Here is a 17,331-nt window from a genome sequence, read left to right as displayed (position 1 = left end):
GCAGGAATGGTGAACTGGCGGAGCGATGAGGCTCGTGGCGGTTCGGAGTATCGGGACAGCTCGCGGCTGGCAGTCCGAGCAGGATGCTGAGGACTTCGAGCAGGAGATCATCGACCAGTACGCTCTCGCGATGGCGGCAGCGGGCCTGAGCGACAGCTACATCGCGCAGGCGCGGACGCTGGTGTTCGAGTTCCGCCGGCACTTGGATGCGCCGCTCTGGACGGCCAAGCCCGCTCACGCCGATGCGTTCCTCGCCGGGCTGCGGCAGGCCGGGCTCGCAGTCACGACACGGGCGAGCAAGGCGGGCGGGATCGCCCAGTTCTACGACTTCGCGATCACCCGCTACCAGGCCGATATCAACGCGCTCACCGAGTATGTGATCGAGCAGCCAGTCGACGAGTACAACCGGCAGTCGGGTTCCTCGCTCGGCAAGGTCCGGGTTCCTCCCTCCGATGCGGAGGTTGAGCGTCTGTTCTCCGGTTGGGGCGCATCGCTGCAGGACGAGCGCAGGTATCTCCCAGCGGCCCGGAACTACTTCGCGGCCTCGCTCTGGCGCCGGGTCGGGGTGCGCATCAACGAGAGCACGATGCTCGACCTGCGTGATTGGCGGCCCGATCTCGGATCGCTCGGAAAGATCCATGTCCGCTTCGGGAGAGGATCGCGTGGGCGCGGCGCGAAGCAGCGGCTCGTGCCCGCGATCAACGGAGCGGACAAGTTGATCGACTGGTGGCTGGGCGATGTGAGGCATCGCTTCGGCAATGACTGGGACAACCCGGATGCGCCGATGATCCCCTCCGAGCGTTACGACGACGAGCTCGGCCGCTGCGGGCGGGCCAGCGACGATGTGCTGCGCCGCGGCCTCAAGCTCGCAACCGCCCGCTTCCTGCCCGATTGGGGCGACCGGATGACGCCGCATGTGCTCCGGCACTACTGCGCGTCCTCGTTGTATCTGGCGGGCATGGACTTGAAGGCGTTGCAGGAGTTGCTCGGGCATCAGTGGCTCTCGACCACGACCCAGTACATCCATGTCTCGAACCAGCACGTCGAGGACTCGTGGATGCAAGCGAACCAGCGCATAGAGAACCGATTCGAGGGGATGGTGTGAAGCGATGAGATGGAATCTGCGCCTCCAAGCCGCGGAGCGCGGCATCTGGAAATCTGCCGAGCTGCGGCGCATGCTCGCCGAGGCCGGGCTCGAGATCAGCCGGGGCAAGATGGCCGGGCTCTGGACGGGAACCCCGACCACGATCCGGTTGGACGACCTCGACGTGATCTGCCACGTCCTCGGCTGTCAGCCCGGCGATATCCTCGTGCCCGAGCCCGAGCAGGTGATCGCCCGCAAGACCGGCGGCGGGCAGCCGGCAGAGGCCAACGGCACTCCGGGCATCGTCCAGCCGAGGTTCGGGCCGAACGATCGCCCCGCCCCGCCGTTATGAGCCCAGCACGCGGCCCGAACGGGCCGCTGAGTCCGCCCCTGCCCTGCACGAGCTGCGGGGTGAAACCGGCCGCGTGGCTCGCACCCCGCGTGGACTACTGCTACGACTGCATCCCCGGAGGCCCGTTCACCGCCCCGCCCTGCCAGAAGTGCGGATCGCGCGAGTATTACAGCCAGGGCCTCTGCGGGCATTGTCACCCCGGCAGCCCCGGCTACATGGGCTCCTGCCGAGACTGCCTGGCCTGGGGCGTGTTCCGGCAGCACAACTGGCGCTGCTGGAAGTGCCGGTGGTGGGTCGCGAACTACCCCCAAGGCGAGTGCGTCTGCTGTCATCGAACAGCCACGATCGGCGAGCAAGGCTACTGCCTGCTCTGCCTGGAAACCGCCCGCGCCCATCGCAAGCCCGGCGAGCCCCTCGACCTCGACACGCCCCGCAAGTACGGGCTACAGCTCTTCTTCGCAGGCATGAACGATCCCCGGCACGCCGCGATCCCGAAGCGCCCGATGGCGATGAGCAAGGCCGAAGCGCTGCGCATCCTCCGCACCCCGCCGCTTCCCGAATCGACGCAGCCCGTCCTTTTCCACATCGACCCCGACCCCGAGCTGCTGCGAGAGCGCGCGAACGAGATCAAGCGGCGAGACATCACCTCCCGAACCGATCACTTCCTCTACGCCCGAGCACTCGAACACGGGTGGAGCAACCGTCAGACCAACCAGGTCAGGCGCACCCTCAAAGTCCTCCAGCTCGTGTTCCCCGGCGCGAACCTCCAGTTCCGCGCCTCCGACATCCTCGGGATGCGCAATTACGACGGCGACCGGAACGTGCGCTCCACCATCGAAGTCCTCGAGGACGCGGGCCTGCTCGTCGACGACCGCGTGCCCTCCTTCGATGCGCTCTGGGAACGCAAGACCCACGCGATCCCCGAGCCGATGCGCACGCAGCTCGATCTCTGGCGCGACATCATGGTGAACGGCTCGAAGATCCCGCCGCGCCGTCACCCCCGCGAACCCTCGACCGTCAAAGCCCAGATGTATGGGCTGCTCCCCGCTATCGCCGCATGGGTCGAGGACGGGCACACCAGCTTCGCCGAGATCAGCACCGAGCACATCCTCGCCGTGCTACCCGGCGACCCCTCCCGCGGCCACCTGATGATGCTCGGAATGCGCACGCTGTTCCCGATCCTGCGTGGCCGCAAGCAGATCTTCGCAGACCCGACCAAGGGCATCCCGATCCGACCCCCGACACGCAACGCCCCGCTCCCGATGGCCCCAGGCGCGATCCGAGACGCGCTCGTGAACCCCGACCCCGCAATCGCGTTCGCTGTCTCACTGGTCGCGTTCCACGCTCTCACGACCTCGCAGGTGCAGCACCTCCTCCTCACCGACATCATCGACGGCAGACTCAAGATGCCCGACGGCCGCATCATCCCGCTCGCAGCTCCCGTCCGCGTCCGCCTGAGAGCGTGGCTCGACCATCGCGCGAAGCGCTGGCCCGAGACCCGCAACCCCTACCTGCTCGTCTCGCAGCAGACCGCGCCCCGGCTCACCCCGCCTAGCAGCGGCTTCCCCTGGCGCAAGGCCGGTCTCGGCGCGCACGCGATCCGCGTCGACCGGATTCTCTACGAGGTCGAGCAGACCGGAGGCGACGTGCGCCGCATCTGCGACCTCTTCGGCATCGGCATCGAGACCGCCCTCCACTACGCCCGCTCCGTCGAAGACGCACCCGAGATCCCCGGCCTCGCACCCACGCACTAACCATCCGCGATTGACCAGCCGCCCGGATGCCGAGATGATGAGCAAGGGCTCGGCACGCATCTTCCACGAACATGCGGACTCACACCCCCGAAAAAGCGACCTAGATCCGCATGTTCCCGCGAATCACTGTTCGATATTCGTGAACTTGCGGGGATCTTAGAGCATCCGGGCGCGGGTGTCGAAGAGTTCGAGCTCTGCCGGGTGGAGCTGGTGCTGCACCACGAACGAGCGGTCCTTGATCTTCCACAGCCCCTGCCCGATTCCGAGACCGGGCAGGAGTGAGCGTTCGGTGCCCGTGAGGCCGAGAGTTTGCGCGGTGACGCCAAGCTGATCGGACTCCTGCCGGTACACGATCCGAGTCTCCGCGTTCGCGAGCAGTGACGATGCGAGCGCTCGCATCCGTGAGCCCTGGTCGCCCACGTTTTCGAGGTCGGTGAGTTTGTGGAAGATGAGGAGATTCGCGAGCCCGTAGTGGCGGGCGAGTCGCCATTGCGCATCCATCCGCGCGAGGAGAGCCGGGTAGGACATGAGTCGCCAGGCCTCGTCGTAGACCACGAACCGTTGCCCGCCAGACGGGTCCTGGAGGGCGGCTTCCATCCACGCCGCCGAGCACGTCATCAGCACCGCGAGCAGCGCCGAATTCTCCGCGACCCGAGACAGATCGAGGGAGAGCATCGGCAAGGTCGGGTCGAACTTCTCGGTCGAGGGGCCGTCGAAGAGACCGGAGAGGTCACCTGCGACGAGGCGGCGCAGCGCGTGCCCGACCATCCGGCCGTCCTCCGTGAGCCGCCCATCCGGATCGTCCGCGGCGGAGGGCGAGAGGATGCGGTCGACGACCATCGGCAAGATCGGCACTTCGGATGATCGGACGGCATCTGCCAGAGCGAGGTCGATCGCGGTGTGCTCGACCGGGGTCAGCCGGCGATCGAGCACGGTTTCGGTGAGCGCGCCGATAAGGTCACGCCGCCGGGCAGCAACCTGCGCCGCCCAATCAGCGTTGGGAATCCCGGCTGCCCGGTACCCTTCGTCGAGCGGGTTCAGTCGAGTCGAGAGGGACGGGCCGAGGACGATGGCGCGTCCACCGACGGCACGCGCGACGGCAGTGTGTTCGCCTTTCGGATCACCGGGGACGTAGACGCGGCGCCCGAACGGGAGCGCCCGCGTGTAGAGCGCCTTCGCGAGCGAGGACTTCCCGGAGCCGACGATGCCAGCAAGGATCAGGTTCGGGGCGGTAATCACGCCCTGCCGGTACAGCTCCCACGGGTCGTAGACGAAGCTGCCGCCGGAGTAGAGGTCTTGGCCGATGAAGGTGCCGGCGGAGCCGAGGCCGCCTTCGGCGAGGAACGGATAGTGCCCAGACAGTGTCGCACTGGTGTCCTGATGGCGTGGGAGCCGGAACCGTCCGGGCGTCCGCAACGACGCCGCGCCGGCTTCACCGGCGCGAGGCAGGTACTCGGTCGCGCGGCGCGATTCCCGCTCCGCGTCGGCGGCTGCTTTCGTGGCCTGCCGTTCGGTGGCGCGGGCCTCGGTGCGGATGCGTGCGGCTGCCTGCTCGCGGGCGCGCCGCTGCGTGCGGCGTTCGCCCTGCGGGCCGACGAGCACCGAGGTGTGCAGCTCGCCCGCCTCGACGCCTTCTTGGTCGCTGGTCATCGGCCGAGGCCGCGCCCGGCCGAATGGCTCACGGCGGGTGGCCGGTTCGCCATCGGGGTGCCGAGCCGTTCGCGCCGGGAACGCTCCGCACCCTGAGTTGCCGCCGGCTCCGCCGCCGTGCTGGGGGCGGCGTGTCGGGGTGGGTCTTCGAGGCCGAGGAGCACGGGATCGGGGAGGGCGTCGTGTTGCCGGTAGAGGCCGACGTGGCCCATGAAGGGGTTGTAGACGAGCGTGTACACGTCGCGGGTTGCGGTCTTGTCGAGCTGCCCGACTGGCGGCTGGTCGTAGACGTACCCGTTCTCGAGTGCGGCCTCGACGGTCTCGTCCCCGAAGTCGTGCCCCGCCAGGTGCTCGATCGCCCGATCAGCACCGTGGAGGGTGATGATGTCGATGATCTGATCGGCTTCCTCACCTTGCAGGAACACGACGTTGATGAACTCCCGCCGCGTCTCCTGGACGGGTTCGGGGTGCCAGGCGATTCGTCCGGCCGCGCCCATGCCGGCGTCGAGGTGACGTTCGGCCTGACTCACCAGCGCAGCCGCGGCGCGGAGTTCGGTTGCGGTGGCGGCGGCATCGCTGCGTCCGGCGGGCCCGTCCCCGGCGTCTTCGGTCGCCCGGTCGCTGAGGGTGTCGTGGGCGGTCGCGAGCTGGGCAAGGATCTGTTCGAGAGACCGCACGGAGACGAGCAGGTCACCGAGCACCTGGTACATCTGCTCGGGCTGGTCGACGAGACGGGTGGCGTGCGCGAGTCCGCGCATGGCCTCCGACATCTCGGCGGCATCCGCGGGGGCATCATCGAAGGTCGGCATGACAGGGCTCCTTCACGATCAGGACTACGGGGTACGAGCCAGGTGCGCGCGGCGCTGTCGGGGTCAGATAGTGCGGCAGAGGGGCAGTACTGCGGCGGTGAATGCTTGTGCTTGTTGGCCGACGAGGCGGCGGGTCTCGCAGGAGGCCTGGATCGCGGCCTGCTCCACCTGAGACACCGCCGCATCCAGCTCGCCGATGGTGGGGGCGGAGATCGAGACGAGGCCGACGACGCGGAGTACGCCGTGGCCGGCGGTGAGTTCGGATTCCTGCTGCAGCACGTCCTGGTACTCGGCGGAGGCTTGGGTGTCTTCGACTTGGCCGATCTTGCGGCGCTGGGCGGCGTCGGCGATCATCTCGGTCTTCTTCTTCCGCAGATCCCGCGCCGCCTGATCCGCCCGCACCGGCAGATAATGCAACGACAGCGAACGGAGCACACCGCCGGTGAGGATGACCGGTGCGAGGAACCCCGGGAACGTCTGTGCCCGTGGCCATTCGCTGATCCACAGCACCGCATGATGCGCGCTATCTGAGCGGAGGCGGTCCCAGGTTTCGTTGACGGCGACGGGGCCTGCGGTGGCGAGTTCCCGGCCGAGGGTGCCGTGGCGTTCGAGTGCGGGGCCTGCGGCGGGGTCGTAGGCGGTGCGGAGCATTAGCGCGACATTCCCGGGGGTGAGCCAGCCGGTCAGGTGCAGTTCGGCGGAGCGCAGCGCGGTCTGGAACGACTGCATCTCCTGCCTGAGCACCGCTGCCGCGCCCTTCATCCCGCCGCCGGCGGAACGGATCTGACGGGAGGCGGTGCGCATGTCGAGGGCGAGGGAGATCGTGGTCGCGTGCCGTTCCCCGGCGGGGCCGGCGCGTTCGATGAGCTCCCGGTAGGTGGTCGCAGCCCAGGACCCGTCGTCGCGTCCGTGCTCGCGCCACCATTCCGCAAGCCCGCTGCCGGAGTCGGGGAGGGTGCGTTCTTGTACTTGGATGCGTGCGATCCTGCCGGAGCGGCAGGCGGCGGCGAGGACTCTGCCCCAGCCGGTGACGCGGCGCTGCTGTTCGCCCGGGTCGAGGAGCACGAACGCGGGGTGCGATACCCCGCAGATCGCGGTGAGGGTCTGCGCGTGCGGGTCATGGATCATCGCCGCCCCCGTCTCCGGGTCCTCCCACTCCCGCAAAGCTGCGAGATCCCCGGGGAGGGCGAGGGTGCCAGCGGGGCGCGGCTTCACAACCCTCCGCCGGTACGTGGTTTGCTTCGCCCGGGTGCGGAGCATCCACCGGAGGGTGATGGGCACCCATTCGATGATCTTCCGCCCACCGATAGGCACCCAGGCGATCGCGACGAGCACCGTCCAGGCTGGGGATGACCAGGCGAGCCCGGCACCGCCGTTCGTGTACAGGCCAACCACGATGATGATCAGCGCGGTGGCGAGGACGATGAGCTGTGGGAGGGAGAGGCCGAGGAGGATGCCCCGGCGGGTGAGGCGGGAGAACTGCACCGGCCGCAGCTCAAACGATGGATCACCCGTACTGGTGGCGGTCATGGGTCACTTCTTCACAGGCGGGACGGGCGTGGGGCCACCGGACGGACGAGACGGTGGCGGGAGCACGGCGGGCGGCTGCTGCACCGGCACCGCACCGGGCGGCGGGGCGGCCTGTTCGGACGCGCCGGCCGCGTGGCTGTCAGCGGCGTTCCCGATCGCGTCGCCGAGCTTCGACCCAGCCGTCGCAGCTTCCTTCACCACGACAGCGCCCGCGACAACCGCCGCAGCAGGCCCTGCGGCCGCGGCACCACCTGCGGCACCGCCTCCTGCTGCAGCCCCGCCGCCCGCAGCACCGCCCCCACCCGTAGCGGAACCACTGGCCGTGGCCCCTTCGGTCGCGGTGGGTGTCACAGGCGCAGGCCCCTGCACCGCGCCGCCCGAGCCGGGCTCCGGGCTGTCGAGCACCTGCTTCGGGGTCGGGCCGCTCGGCTTGGATGGGAGCGGGATAGGGCGGTTGAGGGCGCTCTTCGCTTCCTGCTCCATCGACGCCGCCTGATACATGTCGAACCCGACAAAGCTCAGGAATTTGTACGCCATGTGCGGGGCGAAGGCGGCGATGAACAGCAGTACGATGCCCGCGATCGGTTCCGACAGCGACTTCAGATCGATGCTGATCGGGGCCGAGACCTGGGCGGTGGCGATGAGGAAGATCACGACCACGACGAGCTTCGACGCGATCAGGGCGACCACGAACGTCGCCCACTTCCCGAACCAGCCGCGCGCGGACTCCCAGGTAAGACCGGCGAGCGCGACAGGCCCGAACACGATCGCAACCAGCAGCAGGGCTTTGCGGATGAGGAGGGAGAACCAGAGGATGAAGATCGCGGCGATCATGAGCCCCGCGAGGAAGATCGTCAGCAACGCCCCCGCACCGCCGGCCACGGTAGTAACGGTGACCGCGGCGATCAGGAGCGCGAGCCGGTCGCCGATGCTCTCGATCGTCTGCCCGGTGGCCTGAATGATCCCCACACAGAGCTGGTCCGTGATCTCCAGCAGCAGCGCGGTGAGGGTGATGAGCACGAAGGAACCCAGCACCGACTTCGCAAGACCGAGGGCAGCGCGGGTGAGGGCGGTGGGGTCGCGGCGGGCGAGGCCCACTATGAGTTGGAAGCAGAAGAACAGCAGCGTGATGAACACGGCGATCCCGAAGAGGATGTTGTAGACCTTCACGTACCCGTCGGAGGTGACATCGACGGCGGTCGTGGTGGAGAACACGTCCCACATGCCCTGGAACAAGGTCGACACGGCGAGGCCCATCGCGGACGCGATCCACCCGAAGAATGCGCCGGCGGGGCCGTCGCCGATCGCGGTGCAGACGGTCGAGATGCCGGGAACGTCGCAGATACTCACCCTGAACCAGCGCCCCCGGCTAGTTGACGGCCTGGCCGACGGTCCAGAAGAAGTTGATGAGCGTCACCGCCGCGCCACAGAGGATCGCGGCCCCGCAGGACACCAGCACGCCGGTCTTTCCGCGGGAGGCGAGGTGCGGGTTGCTGCTGTTGGCGCCGAAGCCCCAGACGATCGCGGAGATGATGAGTGCGAGCACGCTGAGGATGAGGCCGACGGTCATCACCGCGCCGACGATGTCGCGCAGTTGTGCGATCCCGGGAAGCCCGTTGCTGTTCGGGTCGATATCGATCACGACTGTCCTCCTGTCTGGATGCGGACGCGGCTCGTCCACCAGACAGGTGCGCCCACCACGCCGAAGCGCGGTCGATACGATGCGTCGGGCTAGATGCGGTCGCCGAAGGTGAGGAGGAAGTTCGTCCAGGCGATGCCGGCGCCGGCGAGGGCTGCGGTGCCGATCGCGACGAACACCCCGATCCGGGCCTTCTGCGCCATGTAGGGATTCCCGGTCGAGGAGGCGATCGCCCAGACGATCGCGGAGACGATCAGGGTGAGCACGGAGGCGATGAGGATGATCGTGAGCAGCGCCCCGATCACCGTCGCGAGCTCACCCGAAGCGCCGACCGCCCCAAAGTCCGGGAACACGTTCACGATCCGCCTCCGACTCGGGCGCGGCATCCCGCCGGGGCGCTGCTGCCGTCGCCGGGCTGCGTTCCGTGCGCGGTGAGCCAGTCGACGGCGTTCACGGGCGGTTGGCCTTGCCCGCCGGGGCGGATCTCGACATGCAGGTGCGGGCCGGTGGAGCGGCCCGAGGAGCCGACATCGCCGATGTGCTGTCCCGCGGTGACGGTCTCGTCGCTGGTGACGAAGATGCCGTCCTGCCACATGTGGGCGTAGTAGGACGCGACCCGAGCACCGTCGACGGTGTGCTCGATCACAATGAGCCCGCCCCACCCGCCGGTGTACTCCGCCACCGTCACACGGCCGTCGCCGATCGCGTAGATCGGAGTTCCCGCCGGGGCGGCGAGATCGCTCCCGGAGTGGAACGCTCGCTCGCCGGTGAAGGGGTCGGTGCGCCACCCGAAACTGTCGGTGCTCGTGTAGGAGCCTGCCGGTAGGGGGAACAGGAGCCGCGAGGTCTCCGGCACCGGCCCCGGGCCACCAGCGCCGGTGCCGCCGCCGGCGGGGGCTGGTTTGGTAAGGGCGGTGAGGATCGCGTCGGCGACGGGCTGCCAGTTCCGATACCGGTCCGGGAACGCCGACACCTCGACCGCCTGCGCCGCGGATCCCGGGTCGAGTTGCTGCCAGCCCGGGATGTCGAGGAGCCCGCGCGGTGAGGGGTAGTTCGGGCCGTCTGTCCCGCCGAAGAACGCGCGCGCCTGATAGCTCGGGTCCATGAGCTCGGCGACGGTGCCCCAGCCGGACGCGGGCCGCATCTGGAACAGGCCCAGCGAGTCGTGATCGGACCCGTTCCCGTCATTCGGGAACGACCCGGACTCCGGATACGTGCCCGTGTTCGCGAGCATCCGCAGCCTAGATTCGGTGAGGGCGGCCATGAGCGCGACGCGGACGCCGGCCTGCCCGACCCCGGGGATGCCCGCCCCGGTGGTGATGATCGTGGCCGCATGGGTGAGCTGCCGTTTCTCGAGCGTCACCGACACCCCGTCCGCCGTGGTCGCGGTCAACTCGTCGGGGATCTCGCCCACGGTCAGAGACCCGGTGGTACAGAACCCGAGCGGACCCGCGAACGCCGCGACCGCCACGACCGCGGCCGACGGCCCAACACAAAACAGCACCAGAACGAGGACGAGCAGCTTCTTCACCATCAGCGCACCTGGTCACTGCATGGGCTGGTCGACGGTGGAGAGGCGCAGCAGCCGGCAGGCGTCGCCGGTCGGGCAGGCGACGAAGATCGTGAACGACACCGGACGCGCGTCCGTGACCGCCTGACCCTCCCAGACGCCCGCCCGATGCCGGATCCCCGCAATCGTGAATGCGGCAGCCCCCGGCGGGATCAGACCCGGCGCCGCCTGCTCGACGACAGCCGTCCAAGTAGACGGGATGGTGAGGGTGTCGATGGCGAGCCATTGCAGTGTGTGCGCGTTGCGGAGCTTCGCCCAGCTCTCCTGATCCGGGTAGTAGCCGCGCAGATCCGAGACGAGTCCCGGCGCCTCCTCCGAGTCGGCGACATCAATCAGCGGCTGCATGAACTCGCCCACGTTCCGCCCGGTGGTCGTGTCCCAGGTGAACAGACGCTTCGCGATCGTGCGCGCGAATTGCTTCGCATTGGACTCGGTTTCGATGGGAGCAGGGGCGTGCGTCCGGTCTGGTGCGACCGGCGTTGAGCTCTCAAGCGAGGGGGCGGACTCCGGCACGCTGGGGCCGCGGAGCAGGCCGTAGATGCCGACGCCGACGAGCAGGAGCAGCACGACACCCGTCGCCGCGAGCGTGATGAGGAGGCGGCGTGACTTCTCGCCGGGCTCAGAGATGCGACGCATGAAGGCCTCCCGAGAACGAATCGGATCGATACTCGGCAGGTGCGCCCACAGTTCCCGCTGGTCAGGCCGTTCGCACGTCGGCAGCGGCGGGATGGCGGGTGGCGTCGGCCTGGTCGCGTGCGTCGCGGATGCGCGTGAAGAACGCGATCGTCTCCGCCAGCACCGTCTCGGCTTGCTCCCACTCCGGCGTGGTCAGAGATGTGGCGAGGTTGTCGGCGTCGTATCGGGTCGTCCAGCCCTGCATATCCGCCCACAGAGCGACGAAGGCCCGCGGCGGCAACACCACCAACGCCAACGCCGGACGCACCGGCTTCGGGACTGAACGCTTCGTTTTGGCACGGTTCTCCGCGGTCACGCGCGCGATCGCATCCGCGGCGAGGGCCGCGAGTTCCGCAGCCCTCGTGTCGGCGGCGCCCGCGTCGCGCACCTGGGCCGCGGACGCGGCAGCCTGGGCGCGCACGAGCTCCGACTGGGCGGGGTCGACGGCGATCCGGTCGAGTTCGTCGAGGGAGAGCGCTGCATTCATGCGCAGGTGCGCGCCGTGCACCTTCCCGCCCGCCTCGATCCGGGCCAGCTCCTCGGCGGCTTGCGTGCGGATGTGGTCGGGGCGGGAGTCGTCGTTGGCGAGATCCTTCAATCGGCCGATCTGTTCCAGCATTGTCTGCGAGCCGCGCCCGGTCACCATCCTGGCCGCCTGCACTCGGGCTTCACCGGCCGAGCGCGGTGCCGTCGAATCGACGGCACCGGAGACTCCCGCAGAATCTCCGCCCTCCCGCACGGCACTGCCGAACCGGGAGGCTTCCTGTCGGCGGGCGGCGTCTTCGGCCATCACGACCTTCAACTCCCGGTACAGCGACTCCGCCTCGATCAGGCTGAGCGGCTTGTGCAGCGCGTTGTCGTTCTGCTCCGCGAGGAGCTGGCTCAGCCGGTCCGTGATCCCCGACCGCACCCACACGTTCGTGGTGCGCCGGCCGAGACGGCGCAGCGCCTCCAACCGGCGCCGCCCGCACACTAAGGCCCCGTCCGGGGTGAGCGTGATGGGCTGCAACAGGCCCTCCCGGTCGATGGACTCCATCAGCGCGTCGAGATCACCGAGATCGGCGCGATGGCGTTTGCCGACCTGGATGGAATCGAGGGAGCGTTCCAGCTCGATGTGCCCGGGGCTACTGGCAGCCACGACACTCACCACCCGCCGGCACCGCCCGCAACACCTCCGCCACCAGCCCCTCGTCGAGCAGTAGTGCCTCGACGGGTTCGCCGCTCACGAGCCGGTGAAGGGCCCCGCGGGATGCGCGCGTGTGGGCGAGGTTCGGGTCCGGGCTGCCCAGGACGATACGTAGCATCGCTAGCCAAGACGCGGACGGCAGGTCGAGGAACGCGCGGGCGTGATAGTCGCGCCGCAGTGACTCGAACGCCGACGCTCGCGACGGCGACTCCGCCAAGCGCGTCACGATGTACTCGACACCCGACCGCGCGGCTTCCAAAGGCCACCCGAGACACGCGAACAGGGTTACGCACTCGGATACCGCTATCTCGACCCGGCCGGCGGCCTCGCTCTCCTCGTCAGCGTCACCGGTGAAGGGGTCAGCGGCACGGAACGCGGGGTGGTAGTCGATGAGCGGGTTCTCACGGTCGGAGAAGCGTTCGGCATCATGATGCGCGGAGAATCTCGGGCGGCGTGCCTGGTGAACGGAGCAGAGCAGCCCGTTCGCGCGTTCCTCGGCGATGCAGGTGACCTGCACCGCCCGGGTGATGACCGCCCACGGGTCCTCGGCGCGGCGTACGGAGCCGGCGCGCATCGCGTCGAACGCCGCCGCCGCTGCCTCCCACGGGTCCAGTCCGTGCCGGCGGGCGAGCGCCGCATATTTCTCCGCGGCATGCCGCATGAGGGCGGCGACCTCGGGGTCGTGCCGCCACGCCCAGCGGCCTTCCTCGTGCAGCCGGATCAGCAGGGTTCGCAGGCCTTCGGAATGCTCGAACCCCCGCCGCGGCCCGGATGTCCGGGGCTTCCCGTCGGGGGTTCTCGTGTTGGCTTTCTTCATGGTGATGGCACCTCCTACGGGGAAGGTGCGCAAGGGATCCCACGGGCCGGACAGGTCCCGCGCGAATAGGCGGCTGGGAGCACTCATGACGGATCACCTCAGACCCATCCCCGAACGCGCCGGCTCCGGGCGAGCCTGCCGGCGACGCCCCGCGATCGACAGATCCGGAAGCCTCCGCGAACGGTCACTCCGCCCGTCGGGACGCTGATCCTTGCGCACGGTGTGGGCGTCTTGGAGACGCTGGCCGAGTTCCGCCCGTAGATCGAGCCCCCACCCGGTTGCGTGGGCGCCGGCCTGCATTGCGAGATCCGTCGGGCGCACCCACCGCACCTGAGTTCGACCCTTTGTGTCCGCATCCGCCTTGGGCTCGGACGCGGTGACTTCAGTGGCGGTTACGGTCGGGTCGCCGTGCACGGCGAGCATCGACCGCTCCGCCTCCACGATCGAACCTGGCTCGTGCTGATCGAGCGAGCCCGCGCGTTCGGCGCCCATCGCCGCAGCGAGCGCCGGATGCAGCCGCGACCGCGGCTCACCCGGGCCGTCGACGGCGTCGTGTTCAGTGTTCATCGGTGGTTCTCCCCTCCTCGAGTTCTGTTTCTGGTTCGTGCGTCTCCGTGGACTCCGAATCGGGCGTTGGCTGGTTCGCGAACCAGCGGCCGACGGTCGAGGGATGCACGCCGAGGTGGCGGGCGATCTTCTTGTTCGACCAACCCTCCGCCCGCAGCACCTCGGCCACTTCGTGCCCAGAGGCAGACGAACGGACTGGCGCCACGGCCTCCACCTCTCGGAGAACAGGATCGCCAGCTTCGAGTGCCGTTCCAGACGGTTCGGGCAGTACAGACATTGGCAGTGCTTCGGTCTGCAGCTCGCCCGCATCGTCGACGCTCAGCACTGAGCGCGGGGATGCCTCGACCTGGTGGCGGGTAAGGATGACAGTGAGGTGGGTGATCGCGAGTAGCACCAATGGCGGCACCGCCGCGACCGTCGCAGCAAGCAGCGCGGGTACGTCGGCGTCGGCCGCTACGATCGCGTGAATCGAGTTCGCCGCCACCGACAAGCCTGCGCCAATGATGAGGAGCATCCAGGGATACCAGGTGCGGCGGGTGCCGGTGAGCGCGACCACGGCGACGGTCGCGACGACAATGATGCCGTCAACGATCAGCGGCCACGCCCACGCCTGACCCGCGGCGATCCCGGACCGGCGGGCGAGATCCGCGAGCGCCGTGAACGACAACCAGAACGCCCCCGCCGCGATCAGCACCGTCCCCGTGACCGCGGTCCCCGCCGCGACCCGTCCGCCCTCGACCACCCGTGCGCCACTCATGCCAGCGTCCGTTCCTGCTCGGCAGGTTCGCGCCGCACCGAGGCCCGCGCGCGCCCGGCGTGACCTTCTGCGGCAGATACCGGTGCGGGCGTGCGGTAGGCGGAGCGGATGGTGCGCGCGATCTCTCGCGGTGGAAGTCCGATGCCCTCCGCGACCGGTCCGAGTGCTTCGAACGCAGCCAACAGCGAGGCACCGTTCTCCGCGAGACGGCACGACGCCCAGTACAGGCCCTGGTTGCGTTCGCCCTCGCCCTGTCCCTCCAGCCACGCCGCGATCCGCTGCGCGCGCTCTTCCAGCGTGCCCCGAAACGGTCCCGCCGACCACGACACCGGCGCCGGCCGCGGGTCTAAGAACTCCCGCAACGCCACCGCATCCACCGGCCAGGTCTCACCCGCCGAGAGATCCAGGAGCTCATACGCCGAAGGTCGTCCGTCGACAACAACCCGCGATGGCGGGGCGACGATGTAGCCGGCCGTGCCGCGGAAGTCGAGCTGCGCGGCGCCGGAAGCCCACGAGCGTTGTTCGGCCTCGGCTGCCGGGTAGTAGGCGTGCAGCCCGCTCGACGGGGTGACGACCTGCGCCGCCCGCCCAACGAGCAGGCCGGCCTGGGTGGCCTGCTGCCAGGAGGCGGGGCCGCGCGGCGGGTCGCCCTTCACATCGACATCGACGACCTCGATCCCCGAAATGGGGCCGGTCGGGATGCCGATGTTCGCTTCCGGCCACCGCCGCCACCACGCCGCAACCTGCACGGGATCTTTGCTGGCCTCCTTGAAGCCGTGCGCGACGAGCGGTCGTTTCTCACCCGGTACGCACGGAAACACCGGCACCCCCAACAGCACGTAGTGCCGGGCGGCTTCCGCGAGGCTCATGCGGGCGACCGGTGCGAGGAGCTGTTCGGCGTCCATCACAGCCCCCGCACCAGCGGCGAGGAACGCGCAGGCCGCGCCGCCGGTGGATTTCGCGCCGCCGACCGTGCCGTCGGCTGATGCCCGGCCTGTCTCGCCGCCGAGGCTTCGACGCCGTCACGGGTGAGACCGGGCGGGGTGCCGTCGCTGACCTGCATGGTGTCGAGCTGGTCGAGGATTTCAACGGCGACCTTCCGCACGCGCTCCGCGGTCGCCTGCACAATCTGGACGGGGTTCTTCCCATCGGCGGCCATCGCCCATCCCGACACGTACGGGATCGTGTAGGCGCTCGTGTCCATCCCGTGCGCGGCCCCGACCATGAGCGCGACGGACTCAGCTTCGACTTCGCCGACCCCACGATGCTGCCGGGCTTCCTCCTGGTCGGGTCCGTGCATCTTCACATGCGCGAGCTCGTGCACGAGCGTCTTCACCTGGGCGGCATCGTCCATATTCGTCCGCACCGCCACCTGTCGCGTGTCGAAATTCGTGTGTCCGTTCGCGCCGTGGATCATGCCCTCGTGCGGCACCGGCAGAAACTGGAACCCGGCTTCCGTCACCTGCCGGATCAGGCCGTCACGAAGCCCTGCCGGGGCTTCGCCTTCCAGAAGCTGTGGGGAGGGCGGGAGTGGTACCTCCGGGCCATCGGTTTGGGAGATGTCGAAGACGTAGGCGGCTTTCGCGCCGATCATCCGCGATCGCACTACTTCGGCTGGCTTCGGCTCCTCTTTCGGGGCGAGCTTGCGCCACGACATCGGATCAGAGGGGGTCTTCGATGCGAACTTCCCGGTCACCGGGGCGAGGATCGCGTACCCCTTCTGGCCCTTCAAGACCTGCCGTCCGAGCTGTTCCCACTGCCGGTACCCCCCACGTACGTCGGCATCGGCTCCGGCACCCTACCCGCCTCCCAGGCGTCCTGGTGCTGGGCAAAGATTAGCCACGAGTTGCTCACGCTACGGGCGCGGAACTTCGCCGCGAACGTCAGCGCCTGCTTCCAGTCCTCACCGGTAACCAGCTTCTCGACCTGCGCGTTCAGCTGCTCCCGTACCTCATCGAGCTTTGACTCCCGCGCAGCGCGCGCTTCCTCGGGGATTCTCCTCGCAGCCATGACCGCCTCCTCTCGTCACCGGGCGGCCCGAAAACGGGGCGCCCGTGCAAGCGAGGTACGCCGGAGATGCCGGTGGTGGGTCGAGACGGTCAGCGAACAGTCAGAACGGTAGGTTGGCCGTCAGGAACCCATGCGGCGCCTGACGTAAGACCACCGATAGCAGCTCCATCGGCCACGCGGTGCCGAACTGGACGACTGCGACGATTTCCTGCGCTCAAGATGGCGAAATGCTGGGCACGACCGCCGCGTGCCGCATCGCCCGGTACCTGCTCGGCGTGAGGCCCGTGCACTCCCGAAAGGCGGACGCAGCCCGATTCCTAGACGCCCACCCCACCGCGCTTCCAGCTTCCGCGATCGACGCATTCGACTCCCGCAGCAGCCGCGCCATCTCCTCGACCCGCAGCATCGTCAGATACGCCAACGGCGTCTTCCCGTATGCGTCCGTGAAAACCCGGACGAGTTGTGATGAAGACAAATGAGCGGCACTCGCCAGCTCGGAGATCGACCAAGAATGCCGGATATCCGAATGCAGCAGTTCACGCGCCGCGCACGCCTCAGCGCGCTGCGGTGCGAGCTGACGCCCTCGCGGGGCCGACGGCCGCGGCCGCGCCTGCGGGGTCGGAAAGGTGCGAGTCGGCGAGACCCGAATGAACGGGGACACCTGATCGATCACAGCGTGCCACAGCGCCTGCATCCGGTGAAACCGCTCCCGGTACTGCCCGTCGACGCTAAGGGCGACCAGCTCATCGAGCCAGGGAATCAGCATACCGACCCGGTCCTCTCCAAGCCGCATCAACTGCGCTGGCTCAGCCCTGATCCACCGTCGCGATTCGGTTGAGCCGCGTTTCGCTTTTCGTTGAGTTGTTTCGGCGGGCGGGCGTGCGTGTTCTGCCAGCCGGGGCTCTGGCTTATCCACGTCGATCTCCGGTTC

Annotated in this window: 19 protein-coding genes; 3 read left to right on the top strand and 16 right to left on the bottom strand. The window is 68.8% G+C overall.

Going from position 1 to position 17,331, the window contains the following annotated elements; translation table 11 throughout:
* Positions 1-25 precede the first annotated feature (25 nt).
* From WFM69_RS18860 to WFM69_RS18850, 3 genes are all read left to right on the top strand, one after another.
* The gene (locus tag WFM69_RS18860; RefSeq protein WP_337007325.1) at positions 26-1,105 is read left to right on the top strand and encodes a tyrosine-type recombinase/integrase; all 1,080 of its coding nucleotides are present in this window, start codon (positions 26-28) and stop codon (positions 1,103-1,105) included.
* Positions 1,106-1,109: 4 nt separating this feature from the next.
* Positions 1,110-1,436: a helix-turn-helix domain-containing protein gene (locus WFM69_RS18855; RefSeq protein ID WP_337007323.1), complete on the top strand. Its 327-nt coding sequence runs from the start codon at positions 1,110-1,112 to the stop codon at positions 1,434-1,436.
* A gap of 464 nt (positions 1,437-1,900) precedes the next feature.
* Positions 1,901-3,190 (top strand): hypothetical protein, encoded by a 1,290-nt coding sequence (locus WFM69_RS18850; protein WP_337007321.1) that lies wholly within the window; start codon positions 1,901-1,903, stop codon positions 3,188-3,190.
* A gap of 156 nt (positions 3,191-3,346) precedes the next feature.
* Here the strand turns inward: WFM69_RS18850 and WFM69_RS18845 are convergent, their stop codons facing one another.
* The 16 genes from WFM69_RS18845 to WFM69_RS18775 form a co-directional block, all read right to left on the bottom strand.
* On the bottom strand, positions 3,347-4,840 hold the full coding sequence (locus WFM69_RS18845; protein WP_337007318.1) for an ATP-binding protein: 1,494 nt from the start codon (positions 4,838-4,840) through the stop codon (positions 3,347-3,349).
* The gene (locus WFM69_RS18840; RefSeq protein WP_337007316.1) at positions 4,837-5,649 is read right to left on the bottom strand and encodes a hypothetical protein; all 813 of its coding nucleotides are present in this window, start codon (positions 5,647-5,649) and stop codon (positions 4,837-4,839) included. The genes WFM69_RS18845 and WFM69_RS18840 overlap by 4 nt, the downstream gene beginning before the upstream one ends.
* A 63-nt stretch (positions 5,650-5,712) precedes the next feature.
* Positions 5,713-7,179, bottom strand: a complete 1,467-nt coding sequence (locus tag WFM69_RS18835) for an SCO6880 family protein (protein ID WP_337007314.1) — start codon at positions 7,177-7,179, stop codon at positions 5,713-5,715.
* 3 nt (positions 7,180-7,182) lie between these two features.
* Positions 7,183-8,529 (bottom strand): conjugal transfer protein TrbL, encoded by a 1,347-nt coding sequence (locus WFM69_RS18830; protein ID WP_337007312.1) that lies wholly within the window; start codon positions 8,527-8,529, stop codon positions 7,183-7,185.
* Between the two features lie 19 nt (positions 8,530-8,548).
* The gene (locus WFM69_RS18825) at positions 8,549-8,821 is read right to left on the bottom strand and encodes a DUF6112 family protein (RefSeq protein WP_045249751.1); all 273 of its coding nucleotides are present in this window, start codon (positions 8,819-8,821) and stop codon (positions 8,549-8,551) included.
* An 89-nt stretch (positions 8,822-8,910) separates the two neighbouring features.
* On the bottom strand, positions 8,911-9,177 hold the full coding sequence (locus tag WFM69_RS18820; protein WP_337007308.1) for a DUF6112 family protein: 267 nt from the start codon (positions 9,175-9,177) through the stop codon (positions 8,911-8,913).
* Positions 9,174-10,352: a M23 family metallopeptidase gene (locus WFM69_RS18815; RefSeq protein ID WP_337007306.1), complete on the bottom strand. Its 1,179-nt coding sequence runs from the start codon at positions 10,350-10,352 to the stop codon at positions 9,174-9,176. Before WFM69_RS18815 ends, WFM69_RS18820 begins: the two co-directional genes overlap by 4 nt.
* 12 nt (positions 10,353-10,364) lie before the next feature.
* Complete coding sequence (locus tag WFM69_RS18810) at positions 10,365-11,024, bottom strand: hypothetical protein (protein WP_337007304.1); 660 nt, start codon at positions 11,022-11,024, stop codon at positions 10,365-10,367.
* Between the two features lie 61 nt (positions 11,025-11,085).
* Complete coding sequence (locus tag WFM69_RS18805) at positions 11,086-12,201, bottom strand: ParB N-terminal domain-containing protein (protein ID WP_337007303.1); 1,116 nt, start codon at positions 12,199-12,201, stop codon at positions 11,086-11,088.
* Entirely contained in the window at positions 12,188-13,066 is an 879-nt protein-coding gene (locus WFM69_RS18800; protein WP_337007301.1) for a hypothetical protein, read from the bottom strand. The genes WFM69_RS18805 and WFM69_RS18800 overlap by 14 nt, the downstream gene beginning before the upstream one ends.
* A gap of 93 nt (positions 13,067-13,159) precedes the next feature.
* The gene (locus WFM69_RS18795) at positions 13,160-13,633 is read right to left on the bottom strand and encodes a hypothetical protein (RefSeq protein WP_337007299.1); all 474 of its coding nucleotides are present in this window, start codon (positions 13,631-13,633) and stop codon (positions 13,160-13,162) included.
* A complete protein-coding gene (locus WFM69_RS18790) occupies positions 13,623-14,390 on the bottom strand; it encodes a DUF2637 domain-containing protein (RefSeq protein ID WP_442928460.1) in 768 nt (255 codons plus the stop codon). The genes WFM69_RS18795 and WFM69_RS18790 overlap by 11 nt, the downstream gene beginning before the upstream one ends.
* Positions 14,387-15,295 (bottom strand): bifunctional DNA primase/polymerase, encoded by a 909-nt coding sequence (locus WFM69_RS18785; protein ID WP_337007296.1) that lies wholly within the window; start codon positions 15,293-15,295, stop codon positions 14,387-14,389. Before WFM69_RS18785 ends, WFM69_RS18790 begins: the two co-directional genes overlap by 4 nt.
* Positions 15,295-16,122: an ImmA/IrrE family metallo-endopeptidase gene (locus WFM69_RS18780; RefSeq protein ID WP_442928459.1), complete on the bottom strand. Its 828-nt coding sequence runs from the start codon at positions 16,120-16,122 to the stop codon at positions 15,295-15,297. The genes WFM69_RS18785 and WFM69_RS18780 overlap by 1 nt, the downstream gene beginning before the upstream one ends.
* Complete coding sequence (locus WFM69_RS19445) at positions 16,119-16,400, bottom strand: hypothetical protein (protein WP_442928458.1); 282 nt, start codon at positions 16,398-16,400, stop codon at positions 16,119-16,121. The genes WFM69_RS18780 and WFM69_RS19445 overlap by 4 nt, the downstream gene beginning before the upstream one ends.
* Positions 16,401-16,614: 214 nt before the next feature.
* On the bottom strand, positions 16,615-17,331 hold a 717-nt coding region (locus WFM69_RS18775), incomplete at its 5' end, for a helix-turn-helix transcriptional regulator (RefSeq protein WP_337007294.1).

The sequence above is a fragment of the Microbacterium sp. LB12 genome, assembly GCF_037150835.1.
GTDB lineage: Bacteria > Actinomycetota > Actinomycetes > Actinomycetales > Microbacteriaceae > Microbacterium.
The sequence above is the reverse complement of the archived record's forward strand: the minus strand, read 5'-3'. Positions and strand labels throughout refer to the sequence as shown.

Bases quoted from the DNA above. Each gene is read 5' to 3' on its own strand.
- WFM69_RS18860 (WP_337007325.1), top strand. From the start codon at position 26: ATGAGGCTCGTGGCGGTTCGGAGTATCGGGACAGCTCGCGGCTGGCAG.
- WFM69_RS18855 (WP_337007323.1), top strand. From the start codon at position 1,110: ATGAGATGGAATCTGCGCCTCCAAGCCGCGGAGCGCGGCATCTGGAAA.
- WFM69_RS18850 (WP_337007321.1), top strand. From the start codon at position 1,901: ATGAACGATCCCCGGCACGCCGCGATCCCGAAGCGCCCGATGGCGATG.
- WFM69_RS18845 (WP_337007318.1), bottom strand. From the start codon at position 4,840: ATGACCAGCGACCAAGAAGGCGTCGAGGCGGGCGAGCTGCACACCTCG.
- WFM69_RS18840 (WP_337007316.1), bottom strand. From the start codon at position 5,649: ATGCCGACCTTCGATGATGCCCCCGCGGATGCCGCCGAGATGTCGGAG.
- WFM69_RS18835 (WP_337007314.1), bottom strand. From the start codon at position 7,179: ATGACCGCCACCAGTACGGGTGATCCATCGTTTGAGCTGCGGCCGGTG.
- WFM69_RS18815 (WP_337007306.1), bottom strand. From the start codon at position 10,352: ATGGTGAAGAAGCTGCTCGTCCTCGTTCTGGTGCTGTTTTGTGTTGGG.
- WFM69_RS18810 (WP_337007304.1), bottom strand. From the start codon at position 11,024: ATGCGTCGCATCTCTGAGCCCGGCGAGAAGTCACGCCGCCTCCTCATC.
- WFM69_RS18800 (WP_337007301.1), bottom strand. From the start codon at position 13,066: ATGAAGAAAGCCAACACGAGAACCCCCGACGGGAAGCCCCGGACATCC.
- WFM69_RS18795 (WP_337007299.1), bottom strand. From the start codon at position 13,633: ATGAACACTGAACACGACGCCGTCGACGGCCCGGGTGAGCCGCGGTCG.
- WFM69_RS18790 (WP_442928460.1), bottom strand. From the start codon at position 14,390: ATGAGTGGCGCACGGGTGGTCGAGGGCGGACGGGTCGCGGCGGGGACC.
- WFM69_RS18785 (WP_337007296.1), bottom strand. From the start codon at position 15,295: ATGGACGCCGAACAGCTCCTCGCACCGGTCGCCCGCATGAGCCTCGCG.
- WFM69_RS19445 (WP_442928458.1), bottom strand. From the start codon at position 16,400: ATGGCTGCGAGGAGAATCCCCGAGGAAGCGCGCGCTGCGCGGGAGTCA.